Annotated in this window: 6 protein-coding genes; 1 reads left to right on the plus strand and 5 read right to left on the minus strand. The window is 43.4% G+C overall.

Features of this window, described 5'->3' with window-relative positions; translation table 11 throughout:
• The 5 genes from HPE56_RS18320 to HPE56_RS18340 all read right to left on the minus strand — a co-directional run.
• Positions 1-5,068: beta strand repeat-containing protein (locus tag HPE56_RS18320; protein WP_188245205.1), on the minus strand; the 5,068-nt coding region annotated here is incomplete at its 3' end.
• Between the two features lie 312 nt (positions 5,069-5,380).
• Positions 5,381-9,568, minus strand: coding sequence for an FG-GAP-like repeat-containing protein (locus HPE56_RS18325; RefSeq protein WP_188245206.1), 4,188 nt, complete (start codon positions 9,566-9,568; stop codon positions 5,381-5,383).
• 670 nt (positions 9,569-10,238) lie between these two features.
• A complete protein-coding gene (locus HPE56_RS20600; RefSeq protein WP_188245207.1) occupies positions 10,239-12,179 on the minus strand; it encodes an OmpA family protein in 1,941 nt (646 codons plus the stop codon).
• 13 nt (positions 12,180-12,192) lie between these two features.
• Positions 12,193-13,143, minus strand: a complete 951-nt coding sequence (locus HPE56_RS18335) for a PorP/SprF family type IX secretion system membrane protein (RefSeq protein WP_188245208.1) — start codon at positions 13,141-13,143, stop codon at positions 12,193-12,195.
• A gap of 15 nt (positions 13,144-13,158) precedes the next feature.
• Positions 13,159-17,511 carry an Ig-like domain-containing protein gene (locus HPE56_RS18340; protein ID WP_223170370.1) on the minus strand — a complete coding sequence of 1,451 codons (4,353 nt, stop codon included), beginning with the start codon at positions 17,509-17,511 and terminating at the stop codon, positions 13,159-13,161.
• A gap of 405 nt (positions 17,512-17,916) precedes the next feature.
• On the opposite strand from HPE56_RS18340, the gene HPE56_RS18345 reads away from it, so the two are divergent.
• Entirely contained in the window at positions 17,917-19,506 is a 1,590-nt protein-coding gene (locus HPE56_RS18345) for a peptide chain release factor 3 (protein ID WP_188245209.1), read from the plus strand.
• Positions 19,507-19,528 lie beyond the last annotated feature (22 nt).

Below are 19,528 nucleotides of genomic sequence, written 5' to 3' on the forward strand. Positions count from 1 at the left end.
CCGTATACTGGGTGTCATTATCGGTTGCACTTGCCAGGGCTTCGATTGCACCCTGTACATCGGTTTCGCCAAGTGATGCGGTACTATCATCGAAAGTAACCTCACCTGCATTCTGGTCATCTGTATCTGTAGCGTAAAGGCCACTACCACTTATACTAAGTGCGTTGTTCGCTGCCGGGTCTACTACTGCCGTGAACTCGTTGCTTCCATCTAGGTTCAATCCGTTGCCCGCTGTATACTGGGTGTCATTATCGGTTGCACTTGCCAGTGCCTCGATTGCCCCCTGTACATCGGTTTCGCCAAGTGATGCGGTACTATCATCGAAAGTAACCTCACCTGCATTCTGGTCATCCGTATCTGTAGCGTAAAGACCACTAGCACTAACGCTAAGCGCATTGTTCGCTGCCGGGTCTACTACTGCCGTGAACACATTACTTCCATCTAAATTCAATCCGTTGCCCGCAGTATACTGGGTGTCGTTATCCGTCCGCCCCGCAAGCTCGGCCAAAGCAGCCTCTACATTGTCCGTCGTAAAATTGTCGCCTGAATCTGTAACAGAGACCTGTGTGGCACCTATTGCCAAGTTCGCCTCATTGATATCTATATCAATTTCATCATTACCAGTATCATTCGTAACAGTTACCTTATTAGAACCTGCATTAATATTTTTGAATTCCAAATCTGCTCCCGCCTTTCTAGCAAAAACACCTACTCCACCAGTACCCACGTTGGATGCAGTATTTGTTTGTCCAGCTGTCGCTGCAAAACCATCTATCTCAGTCTGAAGTTCAACAATTGCAGATTGTACATCAGTACTCACCGTATTGCCCGTAGCAGTAAAAGCAACCTCACCTGCATTCTGGTCATCAGTTGCAAGAAGACCACTACCACTTACACTAAGTGCATTGTTCGCTGCCGGGTCTACCACTGCCGTGAACTCATTACTTCCATCTAGGTTCAATCCATTTCCTGCCGTATACTGGGTATCATTATCGGTTGCACTTGCCAGCGCTTCGATTGCCCCCTGTACATCGGTTTCGCCAAGTGATGCGGTACTATCATCGAAAGCAACCTCACCTGCATTTTGGTCATCAGTTGCAAGCAGACCACTACCACTTACACTAAGTGCATTGTTCGCGGCTGGGTCTACTACTGCCGTGAACTCATTACTTCCATCTAGGTTCAATCCGTTGCCTGCCGTATACTGGGTGTCATTATCGGTTGCACTTGCCAGGGCTTCGATTGCCCCCTGTACATCGGTTTCGCCAAGTGATGCGGTACTATCATCGAAAGTAACCTCACCTGCATCCTGGTCATCAGTTGCAAGCAGACCACTACCACTTACACTAAGTGCATTGTTCGCGGCTGGGTCTACTACTGCCGTGAACTCGTTACTTCCATCTAGGTTCAATCCGCTGCCTGCCGTGTATTCCGTGTTCGTGTCCGTGGCGTATATACCATTGGCTCGTACATCCAATGCGTTATTAGCATCTGGACTGGCTACTGCCGTGAACTCGTTACTTCCATCTAGGTTCAATCCATTTCCTGCCGTATACTGGGTGTCATTATCGGTTGCACTTGCCAGTGCTTCGATTGCCCCCTGTACATCGGTTTCGCCAAGTGATGCGGTACTATCATCGAAAGTAACCTCACCTGCATTTTGGTCATCAGTTGCAAGCAGACCACTACCACTTACACTAAGTGCATTGTTCGCGGCTGGGTCTACTACTGCCGTGAACTCGTTACTGCCATCTAGGTTCAATCCGTTGCCTGCCGTGTATTCCGTATTCGTGTCCGTGGCGTATATACCATTGGCACGTACATCCAATGCGTTATTAGCATCTGGACTGGCTACTGCCGTGAACTCGTTACTTCCATCTAGGTTCAATCCATTTCCTGCCGTATACTGGGTATCATTATCGGTTGCACTTGCCAGGGCTTCGATTGCCCCCTGTACATCCGTTTCACCAAGTGATGTGGTACTATCATCGAAAGTAACCTCACCTGCATCCTGGTCATCAGTATCTGTAGCGTAAAGACCACTGCCACTTACACTAAGTGCATTGTTCGCTGCCGGGTCTACTACTGCCGTGAACTCGTTGCTTCCATCCAGGTTCAATCCGTTGCCTGCCGTGTATTCCGTGTTCGTGTCCGTGACGTATATACCATTGGCACGTACATCCAATGCATTGTCAGCATCCGGACTAGCTACAGCCGTGAACTCGTTACTTCCATCTAGGTTCAATCCATTTCCTGCCGTATACTGGGTGTCATTATCGGTTGCACTTGCCAGCGCTTCGATTGCCCCCTGTACATCCGTTTCACCAAGTGATGCGGTACTATCATCGAAAGCAACCTCACCTGCATCCTGTATCTCATTGGTATCGTCATTTACAAATGGACTCAGATCGATCAAGTTCGAGGCCTCCCCGTTTACGGTACTGATCAATTCGTTGCTGCCATTTAAACTTAATGCATTACTGTTTACAATCGGAACTCCAGTTCCGGTCACGCCGTCTACCGTCGTGGTCAAAGTATTTACATTGCTTGAATTCGATACCGTTGTTGCTGGTATCAACGTGCTTGGGGCTATGTATACCCAATCCGTGCCGTTCCATTGAATTAAATCCCCAGCATTGGAACCTGCTGCTATGTTTTCTAAGCCTACAGCATCATCTGCTAGTTCAGCATTTGTTATACCATCCGCGGCTACTGCCAAGGTATATGGGGAGACCGTTGTACCCGCTCCTGAAAGCGCCAAGGTCCCATTGGTGGCCCCGGTAACCTCATTCCCGATGACACCATCGTTCTCCGTAACCGTTACGGAACCTAGATCTACAAGGGTCCAGTCGGAACCGTCCCATTGCATTACCTGGCCCAAGGCCGTACCATTGGCCAATTTCCCTAAGGTCACTGCATCATTGGCTATATCACCGGTAGCGATCGTTCCATCCAAGATATCGGAGGACTCAACAGCGCCTGTGGCCAGTTCCGCCGTGGTTATGGCATCATCGGCCATTTTAGCGTTTGTGATAGCGTTGTCCGCTATCGTTAATGTCACATCGTTCAACGTGGCATTCGCCCCGCCCGTAACATCAATCTCACTCGAGGTGATACTGCCGTCCCCGATGATATCCGTAGGATCTACCGTTACTGTATATTCCGTATTGTTGCCAGATGTTGTGGAAGAAACATCGATTCCCGTTCCTTCTACCACGGTGGTGGTCAATTCAGTTGCGCTAATTGCCGGGGTAAGGTCCAATGCAACTGATGCCTCACCATTTACCGTACTGATCAGTTCATTACTACCATTGAGACTAAGAGCATTACTATTGATGATATCGACTCCTGTCCCCGTTACACCATCTACTGTTGTACTTAATGTATTTATAGCGCTTGTATTGGAAACCGTAGTCGCCGGTATCAAGGTACTTGGGGCTATGTACACCCAGTCCGTGCCGTTCCATTGTATCAGATCGCCAGACGCACTGCCAGCTGCCAACTTCCCTAAGGTAACGGCATCATCGGCTATATCACCAGTCGCAATCGTTCCATCCAATATATCACTGGACTCAACAGCTCCTGTGGCCAGTTCCGCCGTGGTTATGGCATCATCTGCCATTTTAGCGTTCGTGATTGCGTTGTCCGCTATCGTTAATGTCACATCGTTCAATGTGGAGTTCGCTCCCCCGGTAACCGTAAGGTCGGTAGAGGTAATCGAGCCATCACCGGTCAATGCCGTAACATCGACATCCAATGCACCTGAGGCATTCTGTACTAATCCCACTCCGGCTACATCGGCGTTTATCGTTGTCGCGTTCACTGCATCGGCAGCTATATCGGCCGAGGATATCGTACCATCCAAAATCTTATCACTGGTTACGGCATCCGCTGCAAGTTCGGTATTGCCCACCGCACCTGCGGCTATCTCCAAGGTTACATCCCCTAACAATGCATTGGCATCGCCACCTACGGTCAGATCACCAGAGGTAATGTCGCCGTCACCTGTAAGTTCACTTACGTTAACAGCTACCGTATATTCCGTATTGTTACCTACTACGTTCGTACTTACATCAGTTCCTGAACCTTCTACAACTGTTGTTGTTAATTCACTTGTGGTTATATCGCTATCCAATTCCTCCAAGGCTGCTTGTACATCAGTGCTAGTAAGATTACCTGCCGGTGTGATGACCACTTCTCCTGCATTCTGATTATCGGTAACCATGGTCCAGTTGGTGCCATCGTACACATACAGTTCGTTCGTACTAGTATCAAGATAGGTTACCCCAGGATTATCGTTGGCAGGAGCTCCAACAGGGGAGCCGTTTCCACTTGTGGCAAGTTCGTTCGTTGGATCTATGTCCAGGTCAAGTGCATTGTTTGCGGCCAAGTTCGCTATAGCTTCCTCTACCGTTGTCTCATTAGTACTATCACCATCAACATCAATGGGATTCAAAAGATTTACTTCTGTAGCATTTTGATCATCGGTATTTACTTCAGCCGCAATGTCAGCCAATGGAACAGAAACCAGATTTGTATCTGAATCAATTATATCCAATGTTCCACTGGTCGTATTTACCGTAAAAGTTACATTAGTCGTATTTGTATTAACTTGAGCTGCAATATCTGCTAGTGGAATAGCGACTGTATTTAAATCACTATCCGTTAATATAAGATCAACTCCATCTTCAGACAACGACGCATTTGTCGTATTGGTATCTGTCTCTGCCGCTATTGCTGCTAGGGAAACCCTTACATCATTTCCGTCACTATCGGTCATTACCAGGTCTCCACTTGCAGCGTCCACACTGAAACTAGCGTTGGTTGTATTGGTGTCATTGGAAGTTAACTCCCAAGAATCCCCATCCCAAAAATAGATGGTGCCGGTATTGGTATTTACATAAATGTCACCGGTATCCGCACCCGCCGGCAAAACCATTCCTGGCGCCGTAACCTCAGGACCACTAAGAACCGTACAATTACACTGGTCCTCTAGGTTTACCGTAGTCTGTGAAAATGCGAATCCTGAAAACATTATGAAAATCAGAATTAAAATTTTTCTATTCATGACAACTTCTTTACTTATAATGGTTTGGTGTTTCAAAATTTTTTAGTTAGTTGGTTTTGATTCGATTTCCAATTCGGATTGAATCAGTTTGATACATCCAACAAAATTAGCCCTATCACTACCTTAGGAAAATATTTGTTGTGTAAGTCGGTATTTGTACTGTATAGCACTCTAAACATGAGGTATCGATGACGTCATTTTACAATTTCAAGGGTATTTCATTGGTCGATGAGCCTAATTACAGCAATGGTTTCCACGGTTTTTAATCGTAAGGGATTTCCTATATTCCGCTGCTTTATCAAGAAATCAACCTTAATTTTTCTTTACACGATAAGTAATTCTGCGATTGGTTATTACGGTTTTGGTTGCTATGGTCAAAATACCGGTCGTAGAAATATCCTTACTACATACATAAGCCGAATTTGAAACAACAACCCTATACTCTTTTCCCGTATTGAGAGTAGTTGGATCGGTAATTATCAGGGAATCTGTAGTAGTTCCACTGTAGATCCCTCCATCACCCAAATCCGTCCAATTTCCATTATCGAATATTTGCCACTGAAAAGTATCCAAATCTGAACCCGTTACCCCCATTGCACCTGTACATCCAGGGCAAATAGTGATATTTAGGGGCTGATCAATAATCAAAGCTGGATTACCGTATTCAAGAAAATCAAATGTTGAATTCCCATCACCATCGGCCGGTGTGGGATATGTTGCAATACTTACCGTGCCATCCGGGTTTACCGCGGGTACTCCTGATCCGTACATACCATTGTTGTTGGAATCGGCATTGGAATCGGCATAGGCCTCATTGGCATCATAACAACCATCGTCATCACTGTCTTCATCTAAATGATTGAGCTTGGTATCTCCATCCAAATCACCACTTCTACAAGCTGTAAATCCAAAGGCAATATCATCTAAAATTGAATAAGTCTGGGGTGAGTCATTTATTTGCCCGTAGGCATAAAACCTAAATGAATATTCGGTATTCGCATCCAAATAAAGGGGTCCAGTACCCAAATGTTGAAAAGTAGCATATGTACTTCCATCATCGGTATGTAAAACATCTTTGGACAAAGTTGTCCATACGTTAGAACCCACTTTTGTATAGGCCGTAGCCGTATAGTAAGAATCGCCCTGATTAGGTCTAAACCAACCCGACCTAATTTGATTTAATTGAAAAGAAGAAACCTCCGGCCCTGTTGTAAAAGACACTTCTACATAATCCCCATTGGCAACAGCTTCCTCTTTGTTTGCTGCAGACATGGTCTCTATCCTCAAATTACCGCCGCTAACGTTGAATATTGTGCTATTCAGCATCATGGTGTTGGTACCATCCAATATCCAATCATTTACTTCAGGAGTATAATCGGTATCCATTTCCAGATTGCCCGAAGGAGTATTCAAGGTCCAAGCGAACTCATTTGAAACACTTTCGATAGATTCATCGCAATCGGAGACTCCATCATTGTCGTCATCCACATCACACCCATCTGGTATGCCATCATTGTCACTATCAATAGCATCATCAAAATACGGGCATTTATCATTTGCATTATTGACCCCATCACCGTCGTCATCACATAAATCTGAGGTAACCGTGTTATCGGCACTACTTCCCTTTCCTTGTCCTCCACTAACCGCTATTGGAACTCCTTTATCGTCCACCGATCCTGAAATACTTCCATCGCCATTCAAGTCAGAAAAATCCAGACTATCCGCTCCTTCGAGAGCATCGAAACACCCATCTCCATCACTATCCAAATCAAAAGCATCAGGTAAACCGTCGTTATCGGTATCTCTACAACCCATGGTTGGCGATACACTTACCAAATCGATATCTGCCCCATTGGCCGTACCGCTAGGTGTTGCATAAAACAAAATTGTTGTCTGGGCAGATGTAGCTATAAAATTTTGTTCGAAATAATACCATTGTTTAGGTCCCCTAACGCCACTGACCGGACCTACTGCAGTGGCAGTCAAAGTTTCGTCGATAAGATGATTGTTACTTGTGTCTATTACATCAACATCTAAACTGACCGTTGCACCGGCACCATGCCCTACATCTTCCCCCCAATAGAAAGAAAATGTATATGTTTTACCTACCTCGGTATTAATAATTTGTGACAAGGTATTGTTTACTCCTCCCGAATGGGAATTATTACCTATTATGTCAATATACTGGTTACCATGATAAGCGTCCGCATAAATATCGGAAGACCAAGAAGGGCTTTCCCCCCCTACCCAACCATCCAAGTTGGTTGTGTAGGTCCATCCTTCCAAAAGATTACTGTTAAAGGAAGCTCCAATAAATGTTCCAGATGCATCCGAGAACCCATTAGGAAATGTAGTTGGGTCGGAAAAATCTTGATTTTCAAATGATGGGTTGACCACCAAGTTTCCACATCCTTCGTCCCGATCTAGAATACCATCATTGTCATCATCAAGATCACAAACATCGTTAATGCCATCCCCATCGGTATCTATACCTGCCGGATCCGCGCAGGGCTCATAAACGGTAACCTTAGCCGTATCGCTTTTCCCCTGTGCCGGACAAATAGTAGATGTGGCATCGGTAATGGTATAGTCAAATGTTGTTCCGGTAAAAGGTGACCCCCCACTGTAGGTATAGGTTACCAAGCCATTATCCGCATCGTCAATCGTTACGCTTCCAATAGCAGGTTGTACAATACTTTCTATAAAAAAGTTCTCCCCATCCGGTTCAGAATCGTTAGCGAACAGATCAATTTGAACGGAAACCGTGTTCCCATAGGAAACGACCTCTAAATCATCGTTGGCAACCGGAGGATTGGGGTTTTCTATAGTTTCGGCATCCGTAGTGGTCATTGAATAATGATTTGTTCCGGATATGGTACTAGGTTGTGCCACCGTAGTAGCAATCAATCGGGTAACCCCATTGGTAGGATGTACAAAATTGGGATATCTAACCTCTATGATATATGTTTCATTTTCTCCCAAGGGCAAACCAAAATGAACCAGTTCCGGTTGTTGGGTACCATGACCATATACCCCGTTGACCTGCCTAAGTCCACTAACGATATTACCGGCACAATCTTTTATAATTACGTTGGTACCTATGGCCACACGACCGGGAAAAGCACCTGTGGTACCATCTGCCGACCGGTCTTCGGTAACATTTATTATCAAGTGATTCTTTCTGTTCGCCGTAGGTAGATTATTTATATATAGTTGATTGGAACTATTGTTTATATTCATATAAATATCGAGGTCACCGTCGTCATCGATATCAACCATGGTCGTACCCTCGCCATCCCTACCACTATTAAAGGTTTCCGGATCTAGACTAAAGGTCATTGGGGCCCCACTGCCTACAACCCCAGGTGCAGGTGTAGGACTGTTCAATTCATTAATAAACAAATAACTTCTATTGTCCCCTACCAGGAGTAAATCGATATCCCCATCGTTATCGATATCACCACCTGCCAAGGCATCTATACTTGCCGATGAAGTACCCGAACTGGTATTTCCAGGCTGAGGCAAACCGGGAAAGACACCCGATCCCAGTGCCATCCAGACTCCTGCCCCATCATTTCTATATATTTGTGTTAAACCGTTTTCTGTCCATACCGCATCCAGGTCCCCGTCATTATCCAAATCCCATAGACCATTTCCCCCCTTATTGTTGTTGGCCGCTTGCCCCAAATCGGCCCCATTAGTGAACATTCCCCCTTGGTTCAAGAAAAAATCGTTCTCATCCCGTTTTCGCATAAAAATATCAACCCATCCATCATCATTCACATCTGCCGCCGTACCGTAGTCACCATCGGTCGCATATTGATTTAAGCCATATTCGGTAACACCGTTACCGTTTCCCGGAGTTATATGGGTAAACAAACTACCAGGGCCAGGGTTTACCAAAGTATGGGTAGTATGGTCTATATAGTTGTTTCGTAGTATTTCTATACCAAAATTGTGGTTATCGAAAAATATATCCAAATCGCCATCCCCCTCAAAATCGAAGAAACCCGTTCCTTCTGAATTTAAACTATTGATATTTATGGTAGCACCTGATCGGCCAACGGTTATAGGACTAGTACCTCCTGCCCCATCCCCAAAAGTACCATCGGCATTTTGAACAAAGATCTGTATGGCCCCTCCCGATCCATAGGAACCATGCGAATTAATCATAAAATCCGGTCTGCCATCGTTGTTCAAATCTCCCCAAACAGCCTGCCTCTCGGCAGCATCACCCAACATTCCAGGAGCCAAGGTACTTTGTACATTGGTAAAAGTACCGGCCGGGGATTGACGCATTAAAAAACTCTTGACACCATTGCCATTATTATTTTCGAGAACTAACACATCTATAAGGCCATCTCCATCAAAATCGGCCCAAGCATGGCCCCCATCCTTTTTTTTCCCTAAATTGAGGCCAAAGGATGACGCACTTTCCGTAAACGTAGTTTGGGCAAAAGCCCCAGTGATGCAACCAAAAAGCCACACCCCCATCATAAATGCTATAGGTTTACGAGATATTAAAATAGATTTTCCCAACATAATTATATTACAGGCAGATTACCCAATTTCTGATCGAGGCTTACCTTCTTCACAAAAATTGATGTAAAAAAAAAAGAATTAAAAAAATTTGTTGTGTAGTTGATGAATTATGGCATTTAACATCAAAAAGGTGTTGTTTGACCAATAACACCCTGGTAAACAGTAAATTATATGTAAGAATATTCCTAGACCCCTTACACAACCCTATATATAGCACCTCTCAACCGAACCAAATCGGGGTGAAAATCTTGGGTATAATATTGATTTAACCATTATCTAATACTAACCCTTATGATCTCGTTAATGTCTTTTCATAACAAACTTTAAGCGCCATTATCATTTTTAGGATATAATTGGAAATAGCCTTTGGGTACACCAAGGGGGAGGGGTATGCGGCGATTTTTTAAGGTATTCAAAGACAATCAATTTGGCTTGACCCAATATGTAATTCTTCGATTGGTTATCACTGTAAACGTTTTAATGATACTCATTGGTAAGAATTCAGATGTTATTTGGAAAATTAGCTAAGCGCAGCCTATTCCCTAAAATTATTGCCTAAGAATACCAAAAACAAAGAAAGGGCACCTTCGTTGAAGGTGCCCTTTCTTTTTAATGAACAGACTTTTTATTCCAAGATTATAAACTCAGACCTACGATTTTTTTCATGTTCCTTTGCTGAACAGTGAACACCATTTTCACATTTGTTGATCAATTTGGTTTCCCCAAATCCTTCCCCTTTTAATCGGCTTTCCGCAATCCCTTTGGATATCATATACGTTACGGTCGATTCAGCTCTTTTTTGGGACAACCAAAGATTATATGAATCCTTACCTCGGCTGTCGGTATGGGAGTTGACTTTTATTCTTAAACTTGGATATTTTTCCATGGCAGCAATGACCTTCTGAACTTCAATTTCGGAGTCTTTACGAATATCGTACTTATCAAAATCAAAATAAATAGTACTTAACTGCAATAATTTCGCCAGATCATCCCCAAACCCAGCAGTAACCTGATCTCTTTCCAAGTAAAAATCTATAATATTCGGTTTACCTTCCGACTTGCCTAAGTACTCCTCAGAGGGCACATAGCCCTGCATCAAAGCCCTTACAAAATTACCTCGATTACAATCGATGGATAGTTTATAATTTCCGTTCGAATCTGTGATGGTCGTATACACTTCCTCATTATCCTCATCGATAACCTTTACGGTGGCCCCTACCAAAACTTCATTCGTTATCTTGTCCCTAACGGTTCCTGATATTGCCTGATCACAAACCAATTTCAAAGGAACGGTTTCAACAAATGCATAAATATCATCAGCTCCTAGACCTTCATCCCTATTTGATGCAAAATAACCTTCTCTAGTATCCTCGTTGAAGATGAATGTAAAATCATCCATTTTACTGTTTACCGGTTCCCCCACGTTCACAACAGCCCGATCGTACTTACCCGACTCTATCTTCGTTGCAAAAACATCCAATCCACCCAATCCTGGATGGCCATCCGAAGAGAAATATAAAACATTGTCCGAGGAAATAAAAGGAAAGGTTTCCCTAGCCTCGGTATTTATAGTACTGCCCAAGTTCTTAGGAGTCCCATACTTACCATCTGCATAAACCGTCACGCTAAAAATATCGGACTGTCCCAACGAACCGGGCATATCGGAAGCAAAGTACAAAGTCCTTCCATCCGGACTAAAAGCAGGATGTGCCGTGGAATATGAATCGCTATTGAATGGTAATTCCTGAATATTCGTCCATACCCCATCTACGAGTGTTGCCCGCAATAATTTCAATCTGATTATACCATTTTCATCGGTAATGTATTTACCATCCTTAAAATTATTCCTTGTAAAATAAAGGTGTTTACCATCACTGGTTACCACTGAGGTTGATTCATGCAATCTTGTATTGACATCCTCTCCCAGTTTGGTAACGTGATTATGGTCCAAACTATCGGTATCCACCTTGTACAAATCCAAAAAGTCCTTGGAATTCCAAGTATGTCTATATCGTGCTAAATTACCTGTATCCCTATCGGAGGAAAATATAAGTCCTGCCTTGTAATAGGATGGTGCAAATTCTGAATAAACGGTATTGTAATCAAATGACTTGATATCGTACCTACCCGAATTCTTTTTTATTTCATCGAGGTAATCCTTTTCCCCTTTGAAAAATCCTGCCCGTACATCATCTGCGGTAAGACCACTGAACTTGGACATCATTTCCTTAGACGCCTTATAATCGCCCAAACTTTTCAGGGATTGGGAATATCTGAAATAATATTCCGGTCCAATATCATTGCCATATTCGGCCAATAACTTTTTATAGGTATCGGCAGCTTCCTTGTAATCCGCATTAAAATAATAGGAATTCCCCAAATTCTTTAATAAGTCGGCGGAAACATATCCTTTATCGATAACCTTTTTATAAATATCAATGGCCGGACTGAAGGAGTATTCCTGATACCTTTGGTTGGCCCTGTTAAGAAGTTTTTCTTGTGCCCAAGTAGTATGGGTCACCAAAAAAGCCAATACAATAACAAGTAATATATTTTTTTTATTCATCTTTAATATTCTTTTAGAAGAATCTAGGTGAAACCAGGTTTCGGAATGCCTTAACCAGTTCATACCTTAAAAAAACCTCGAATGAACCATCATTGAATTGAGTTCCTCCTAAATCCGTAGTTTCCCTATCATAGGCCAATCCCAACATCAACTGGTCCGAAATCTGAAAACCTGCCATTGCACTCACGGCCGCATCCCATCTATAAGCCGCACCGAAAGTGAATTTTTCATTGAACATGAAACTTGCTGAAAAATCAACTTGTAATGGGGCTCCTCCTACTACTTTGGTCAATAGTGCCGGTTTAAATTTAAGGTCCCCATTCAATTCCATTACATATCCTGTTATAAAATAGAAATTGATACGCTCTTGGGACAAAAACTGAATATCATTTGAATCTTGTTGACTATTGTCAAAATGTTCCGTTTCCAGCAAATTGGGTGCTGAAAGGCCGGCATAAAACTTATCCGTATGATAATAGACTCCCACCCCAACATTGGGTGAGAATTTATTCTCTATGTTTTCCTCATTTACAGGTTCAACGTCAAAATTTCGTAGGCCTTGAAAATCCAGGTTCAACAAATTACCTCCAGCTTTAAGTCCGAAAGAGAGTTTGCCTTCCATAGACACATCGACAGTATAGGATAGAACAGCATCAAAATAGGTTTCCTGTATTACCCCATCCCCTATTTCGTCATTCACTATGGAAAGACCATATCCCAACTTACTATTTCTAATTGGGGAATGAAGATTCAAGGTCTGGGTTTTTGGAGAACCTTCCAGCCCTACCCATTGTGACCGATACAATGCCGCAATACTCAATTGCCCTCTTGAACCCGCATAAGCAGGATTCACACTCATGGTGTTATACATATACTGTGTATACTGGGCATCTTGTTGGGCAGATACGATTTCTGTAGTTAGTATTGACAACAATACCACTAAAACGCTATTTCTTAACTTCATAAATAGTATAAGGTGTTATTTACTGACGTAGATATATCCACTTTCAGTATTATTCTTACTATTTTCTTTTTGGTATTCAAAGATATAAAAATATATACCGGAAGGAAGATACTCCCCTTCACTTACCGTAGACCTACCTTTGGATTTACCGACGAATACATTATTTTGATTATTATAATCCCTACCCTCATACACAGCAACACCCCATCTATTAAAGATCTTCAAGGAATTGTTTCGGGCATTGCGAACGCCTTTAATGAATAAGAAGTCATTCTTACCATCTCCATTGGGCGTTACCATTTGATTTACCAAAATAGAATCTTCTTCGGAAACACTCACTTGAATGGTTACTGTTGCCGTATCACAGTTTGAAGGATTCGCTATTTCACATATGGAATATTCAATGGTATACGTACCCTCTGTTGTACCTGGTACTACCTCAATAGTACCATCTGGATTAATATTCAATGCATCTGTGGCGGTTACCGTAAAAATAACGTCATCGGGATTCAATGATTCCCCGTCCAAAGTATCGTTGTCAAACACATTAGCATCGGAAACCAAACCTCCCTCAGTGCCATCAATGGAAGTACCACTGTAATCGTCATCGACCGCAACGATTACCGACACTGGTGTACCAACGGTTACCGTAACAGTGGCCGTATCACAACTCTCCATGGCATCACAAATCGTGTACTCAAACGAATCCGTTCCAATGAACCCTTCGTTCGGAGTATATGTAACCGTATCATCATTGGGATCATCTGGAGTACCTCCATCATTAATTACCACTGTTCCATCAGAAGGATTACCTACCGTCAAGGTATCCAAATCAGGAATTCCTGTATCATTGGCCAAAATGTCAATGTCAACGGGAGTATCACCTTCTGTAGATACTGCATCATCCACAGCGTCCAACATTGGCACAGTTCCCACTACTATGGTCACGGTGGCAGTATCACAATTGTCCATGGCGTCACATACGGTATACTCGAAAGTATCCGTACCATTAAAATCAGTATTAGGCGTATAGGTGATTGTATCGTCCCTTGGATCATCCGGAGTACCACCATCATTAATTACGACAGTTCCATTCCCTGGCTCGACCACGGTCAATGTTCCATCTTCAGGAATACCTAAATCATTATCCAAAATATCGATAACCAATGGCGTATTGGTATCTGTAGATACCACATCATCCACAGCGTCCAACATTGGCACAGTTCCCACAACTATGGTCACGGTGGCAGTATCACAGTTGTCCATGGCATCACATACGGTATACTCGAAAGTCTCCGTACCATTAAAATCAGTATTAGGGGTATAGGTGATTGTATCGTCCCTTGGATCATCCGGAGTACCACCATCATTAATTACGACAGTTCCATTCCCTGGCTCGACCACGGTCAATGTTCCATTTTTAGGAATACCTAAATCATTATCCAAAATATCGACAACCAATGGCGTATTGGTATCTGTAGCAACCATATCATCTATGACATCAAGCATATCACTCGTAGGATCCAGGTAATCCGGCGTACCGTCATTGTCGGTATCGTCATTGGTAGGGTCACCGTCTCCATCAACATCCTCATTGGGCGTGTCGATGCCGTCCCCGTCATCGTCGAAGTCCCTGTAGTTCACATCCTCTGTACCATCGGTATCGGGAAGGTAGCTCGCAGGGTCATCGATCTGATCGTTCACATCGAAGCCATCGTCGACATCTGTACCCTCGTAGCCATCATCAAGTCCGTCACCATCAGTGTCCGTACCCGTATAGTTCTGATCGGGGATACCATCGAAGTTGAAGTCGTTGCCCTCATTGTTATCAGGAACAAGGTCATTGTCACTATCTGTGTCCAGGTAATCCAATTCGTCCGTTCCATCAGTGTTCACTGGGTCAAGACCGCCCAAGTAAGCACTGTTGACCCCATTGTTCGCCGCGTAGGTCGCCGCATCGTCATCGTTCGGGGCTATATATCCATCCGTGGTCTGGGCCTCAACATTGTCGGGGATACCGTCATTGTCACTGTCGATATCCAAATGGTTCGGATATCCATCCCCATCGCTGTCCAAAGGTTCAGTCAATGGATCATTGTCATCATCAAGGTTCGGGTCCTCAACACTGTCAAGGATACCATCGTTATCATCATCAAGGTCGGTCATATCAGGTACGCCGTCACCATCGGTGTCGGTCCTATCATCGGTAGGATCCAGGTAATCCGGTGTTCCGTCATTGTCGGTATCGTCATCGGTAGGGTCCCCATTTCCATCGGCATCCTCATTGGGCGTGTCGATGCCGTCCCCGTCATCGTCAAAGTCCCTGTAGTTCACATCCTCCGTACCATCGGTATCGGGAAGGTAGCTCGCCGGGTCATCGATCTGATCGTTCACATCGAAGCCATCATCAACATTTGTACCCTCGTAGCCATCATCAAGTCCGTCACCATCAGTGTCCGTACCCGTATAGTTCTGATCGGGGATACCATCGAAGTTGAAGTCGTTACCTTCATTGTTATCAGGAACAAGGTCATTGTCACTATCTGTGTCCAAGTAATCCAATTCGTCCGTTCCATCAGTGTTCACTGGGTCAAGACCGCCCAAGTAAGCACTGTTGACCCCATTGTTCGCCGCGTAGGTCGCCGCATCGTCATCGTTCGGGGCTATATATCCATCCGTGGTCTGGGCCTCAACATTGTCGGGGATACCGTCATTGTCACTGTCGATATCCAAATGGTTCGGATATCCATCCCCATCGCTGTCCAAAGGTTCGGTCAATGGATCATTGTCATCATCAAGGTTCGGGTCCTCAACACTGTCAAGGATACCATCATTATCATCATCAAGGTCGGTCATATCAGGTACGCCGTCACCATCGGTGTCGGTCCTATCATCGGTAGGATCCAGGTAATCCGGCGTACCGTCATTGTCGGTATCGTCATCGGTAGGGTCCCCATTTCCATCGGCATCCTCATTGGGCGTGTCGATGCCGTCCCCGTCATCGTCGAAGTCCCTGTAGTTCACATCCTCCGTACCATCGGTATCGGGAAGGTAGCTCGCCGGGTCATCGATCTGATCGTTCACATCGAAGCCATCGTCGACATCTGTACCCTCGTAGCCATCATCAAGTCCGTCACCATCAGTGTCCGTACCCGTATAGTTCTGATCGGGGATACCATCGAAGTTGAAGTCGTTGCCCTCATTGTTATCAGGAACAAGGTCATTGTCACTATCTGTGTCCAGGTAATCCAATTCGTCCGTTCCATCAGTGTTCACTGGGTCAAGACCGCCCAAGTAAGCACTGTTGACCCCATTGTTCGCCGCGTAGGTCGCCGCATCGTCATCGTTCGGGGCTATATATCCATCCGTGGTCTGGGCCTCAACATTGTCGGGGATACCGTCATTGTCACTGTCGATATCCAAATAATTAGGGTAACCATCCAAATCAGAATCAATAGGTGTAATACCCTCTCCTGATCCCTGTATATTTTCATAATGGTCATCAAGACCGTTACCGTCACTGTCCATTCCACAAGATTCTTGAAAAGCATCGGTAACCTGTACTTCCAAATTATCCAAAATACCATCATTATCGGAATCCAAATCTAGATAATCGGGAACACCATCACCATCAGTATCTTGGCAAACCATTGGCTTTAAACTAATTGCCATTCCACCATTATTGTTTTCGACAGAGGTATAAAACTGCACTTGGGTAACTGTAGATTGCGATTCCCAGTAAAATTCATTATAATCATTGATTGAAGATGCAGTTGTATTTTCAACATAATAATCATTTCCACTATTTCCCTCGATGATTCCAGAAGGCAATGTTGTTGTTTGCTTATATCTAACTCCATCCGAAGCAATAATACCATCCCTGCCCATTCCTGCCAATCTGGGAGAATGTCCTGCAACGACCATTACAGGGACAGATCCGGAAAACACAAAAGAAGTTATCTTATCACTTCTTACCATGAAACCACCATATCCATAAGTACTTCCTCCGGTCATTGACACTAAAACACTTCCGGCCGGTAGTCCCCATTTAGCACTTATATCGACATTCGTAGCCGTTAAACTTCCATTTACAACACCCGAGGAGAAGCCCAGATCAGATGGTGATACCGGCATCAAGTTTAATAATGAACACTCAACAGTATCCAAAATACCATCATTATCATCATCTATATCGAGGTGGTCGGGAACCCCATCACCATCCGCGTCACCAACAGGGAGCGGCATAGCAGTATCGTTAGTATTTGCGTAAATACAGTTCACACCAATATTGAGCAAACTAAAAACCAGAAATAATCTAAGACCTCCTTTTAAAAGAAATCTAAATTTGGGATATGTAAAATTTTCCATAAGTGTCAGTAATTGTTTACTAATCACCATGGCTATAAGCAGTAACCAATATAAGAAGTGGGGCTTCTATATTTTAACGCAAGATATAGTTAAATTTTAGATGGACAAATAGAAAGGAAAACATTAATTTTAAATTTCTTTTAACAACGAAAATTATCGACCAAGTGCAAACCCAAGGGAAATGGACTACCTGTTTATCGATGATTACCAACATTTTATAATTTAATTGGATTTAAATTCAAAAATATCTTTTTGAATAAGCCCCCCTATAAAAACCATTTAATCCCCCTCTATTATCACCCAATAAAATTGACCTGAAAACCATCACCCCTTTTTGAAATGGAAAATTAAATTGTAAAGGAGTATAATCCTATATTTTACTTTATTTTTGCCGAAAATAATAGTATGGGCTTTAAAAGTGAGATAGCGCGGAGACGTACCTTCGGAATTATATCGCATCCGGATGCAGGAAAAACCACACTGACGGAGAAATTGTTGCTTTTCGGAGGAGCCATACAAGAGGCAGGTGCCGTAAAGAACAACAAAATAAAAAAAACGGCCACTAGTGACTTTATGGAGATTGAACGGCAAAGGGGTATATCGGTAGCCACGTCTGTTTTAGCCTTTTTATACAAGGATAAAAAAATAAACATACTCGATACCCCTGGACACAAGGATTTCGCCGAAGATACTTTTAGGACCTTAACCGCAGTGGACAGTGTCATCGTTGTTGTTGATGTTGCAAAAGGTGTTGAGGAACAAACCATAAAACTCGTGGAGGTATGTAGAATGCGAAATATCCCCATGATTGTTTTTATCAACAAATTGGACAGGGAAGGTAAGGATGCTTTTGACCTCCTGGATGATTTGGAACAAAAATTAGGGCTATCGGTCACGCCTTTGAGTTTCCCAATTGGAATGGGCTATGATTTTAAGGGCATATATAATATTTATGAGAAGAACATCAATCTTTTCAGTGGTGACAGCAAAAAGAACATTGAGGACACTATTGCCTTCGATAATATTGACAATCCGGAATTGGAAACCATTATCGGTGAAAAAGCCGCCCAGGACTTAAGGGACAATCTTGAATTGGTCCATGGCGTGTATGCCCCGTTTAACGTAGAAAGTTATTTAAGCGGCAAACAACAACCCGTATTTTTTGGTTCTGCCTTAAACAATTTCGGTGTTCGTGAACTGCTTGACTGCTTTATAGAGATAGCACCTGCCCCACGCCCAAAAATGGCTGAGGAAAGATTGGTCAAGCCCGATGAAAAAGAACTTACAGGTTTTGTTTTTAAGATTCATGCCAATATGGACCCCAAGCACCGGGATCGTTTAGCCTTTATAAAAGTCGTTTCGGGAACGTTCGAAAGAAACAAACCCTATTTACATGTGAGACAAGGTAAGAATCTTAAGTTCTCAAGTCCGAATGCCTTCTTTGCCGAAAAAAAGGAAATTGTCGACACATCCTATCCAGGGGATATCGTAGGGTTGCATGATACGGGCAATTTTAAGATTGGGGACACCCTTACAGAAGGGGAATCATTGCATTATAAAGGTATCCCAAGCTTTTCCCCGGAACATTTTCGTTATATCAACAACGCCGACCCCATGAAATCGAAGCAATTGGGTAAAGGTGTTGACCAACTTATGGATGAAGGTGTTGCCCAGTTATTTACTTTGGAATTGAACGGACGGAAAGTCATTGGCACCGTCGGGGCCCTTCAATTCGAAGTCATCCAATATCGCCTCGAGCATGAGTACGGTGCCAAATGCAGTTATGAAAACTTCCCGGTATACAAGGCGTGTTGGGTAGACCCACAAGATAACAAAAACGATGAATTCAGGGAGTTTCAAAGGATAAAACAAAAATTCTTGGCAAAAGACAAACAAGGTCAAATGGTCTTCTTGGCCGATTCCCAATTTTCCTTACAAATGACCCAACAAAAATATCCTTCGGTGAAGTTACATTTCACCTCCGAGTTCAAATAACATTACTAAATCCACAAAATAA

The sequence above is a fragment of the Maribacter aquimaris genome (genome assembly GCF_014596745.1).
GTDB lineage: Bacteria > Bacteroidota > Bacteroidia > Flavobacteriales > Flavobacteriaceae > Maribacter_A > Maribacter_A aquimaris.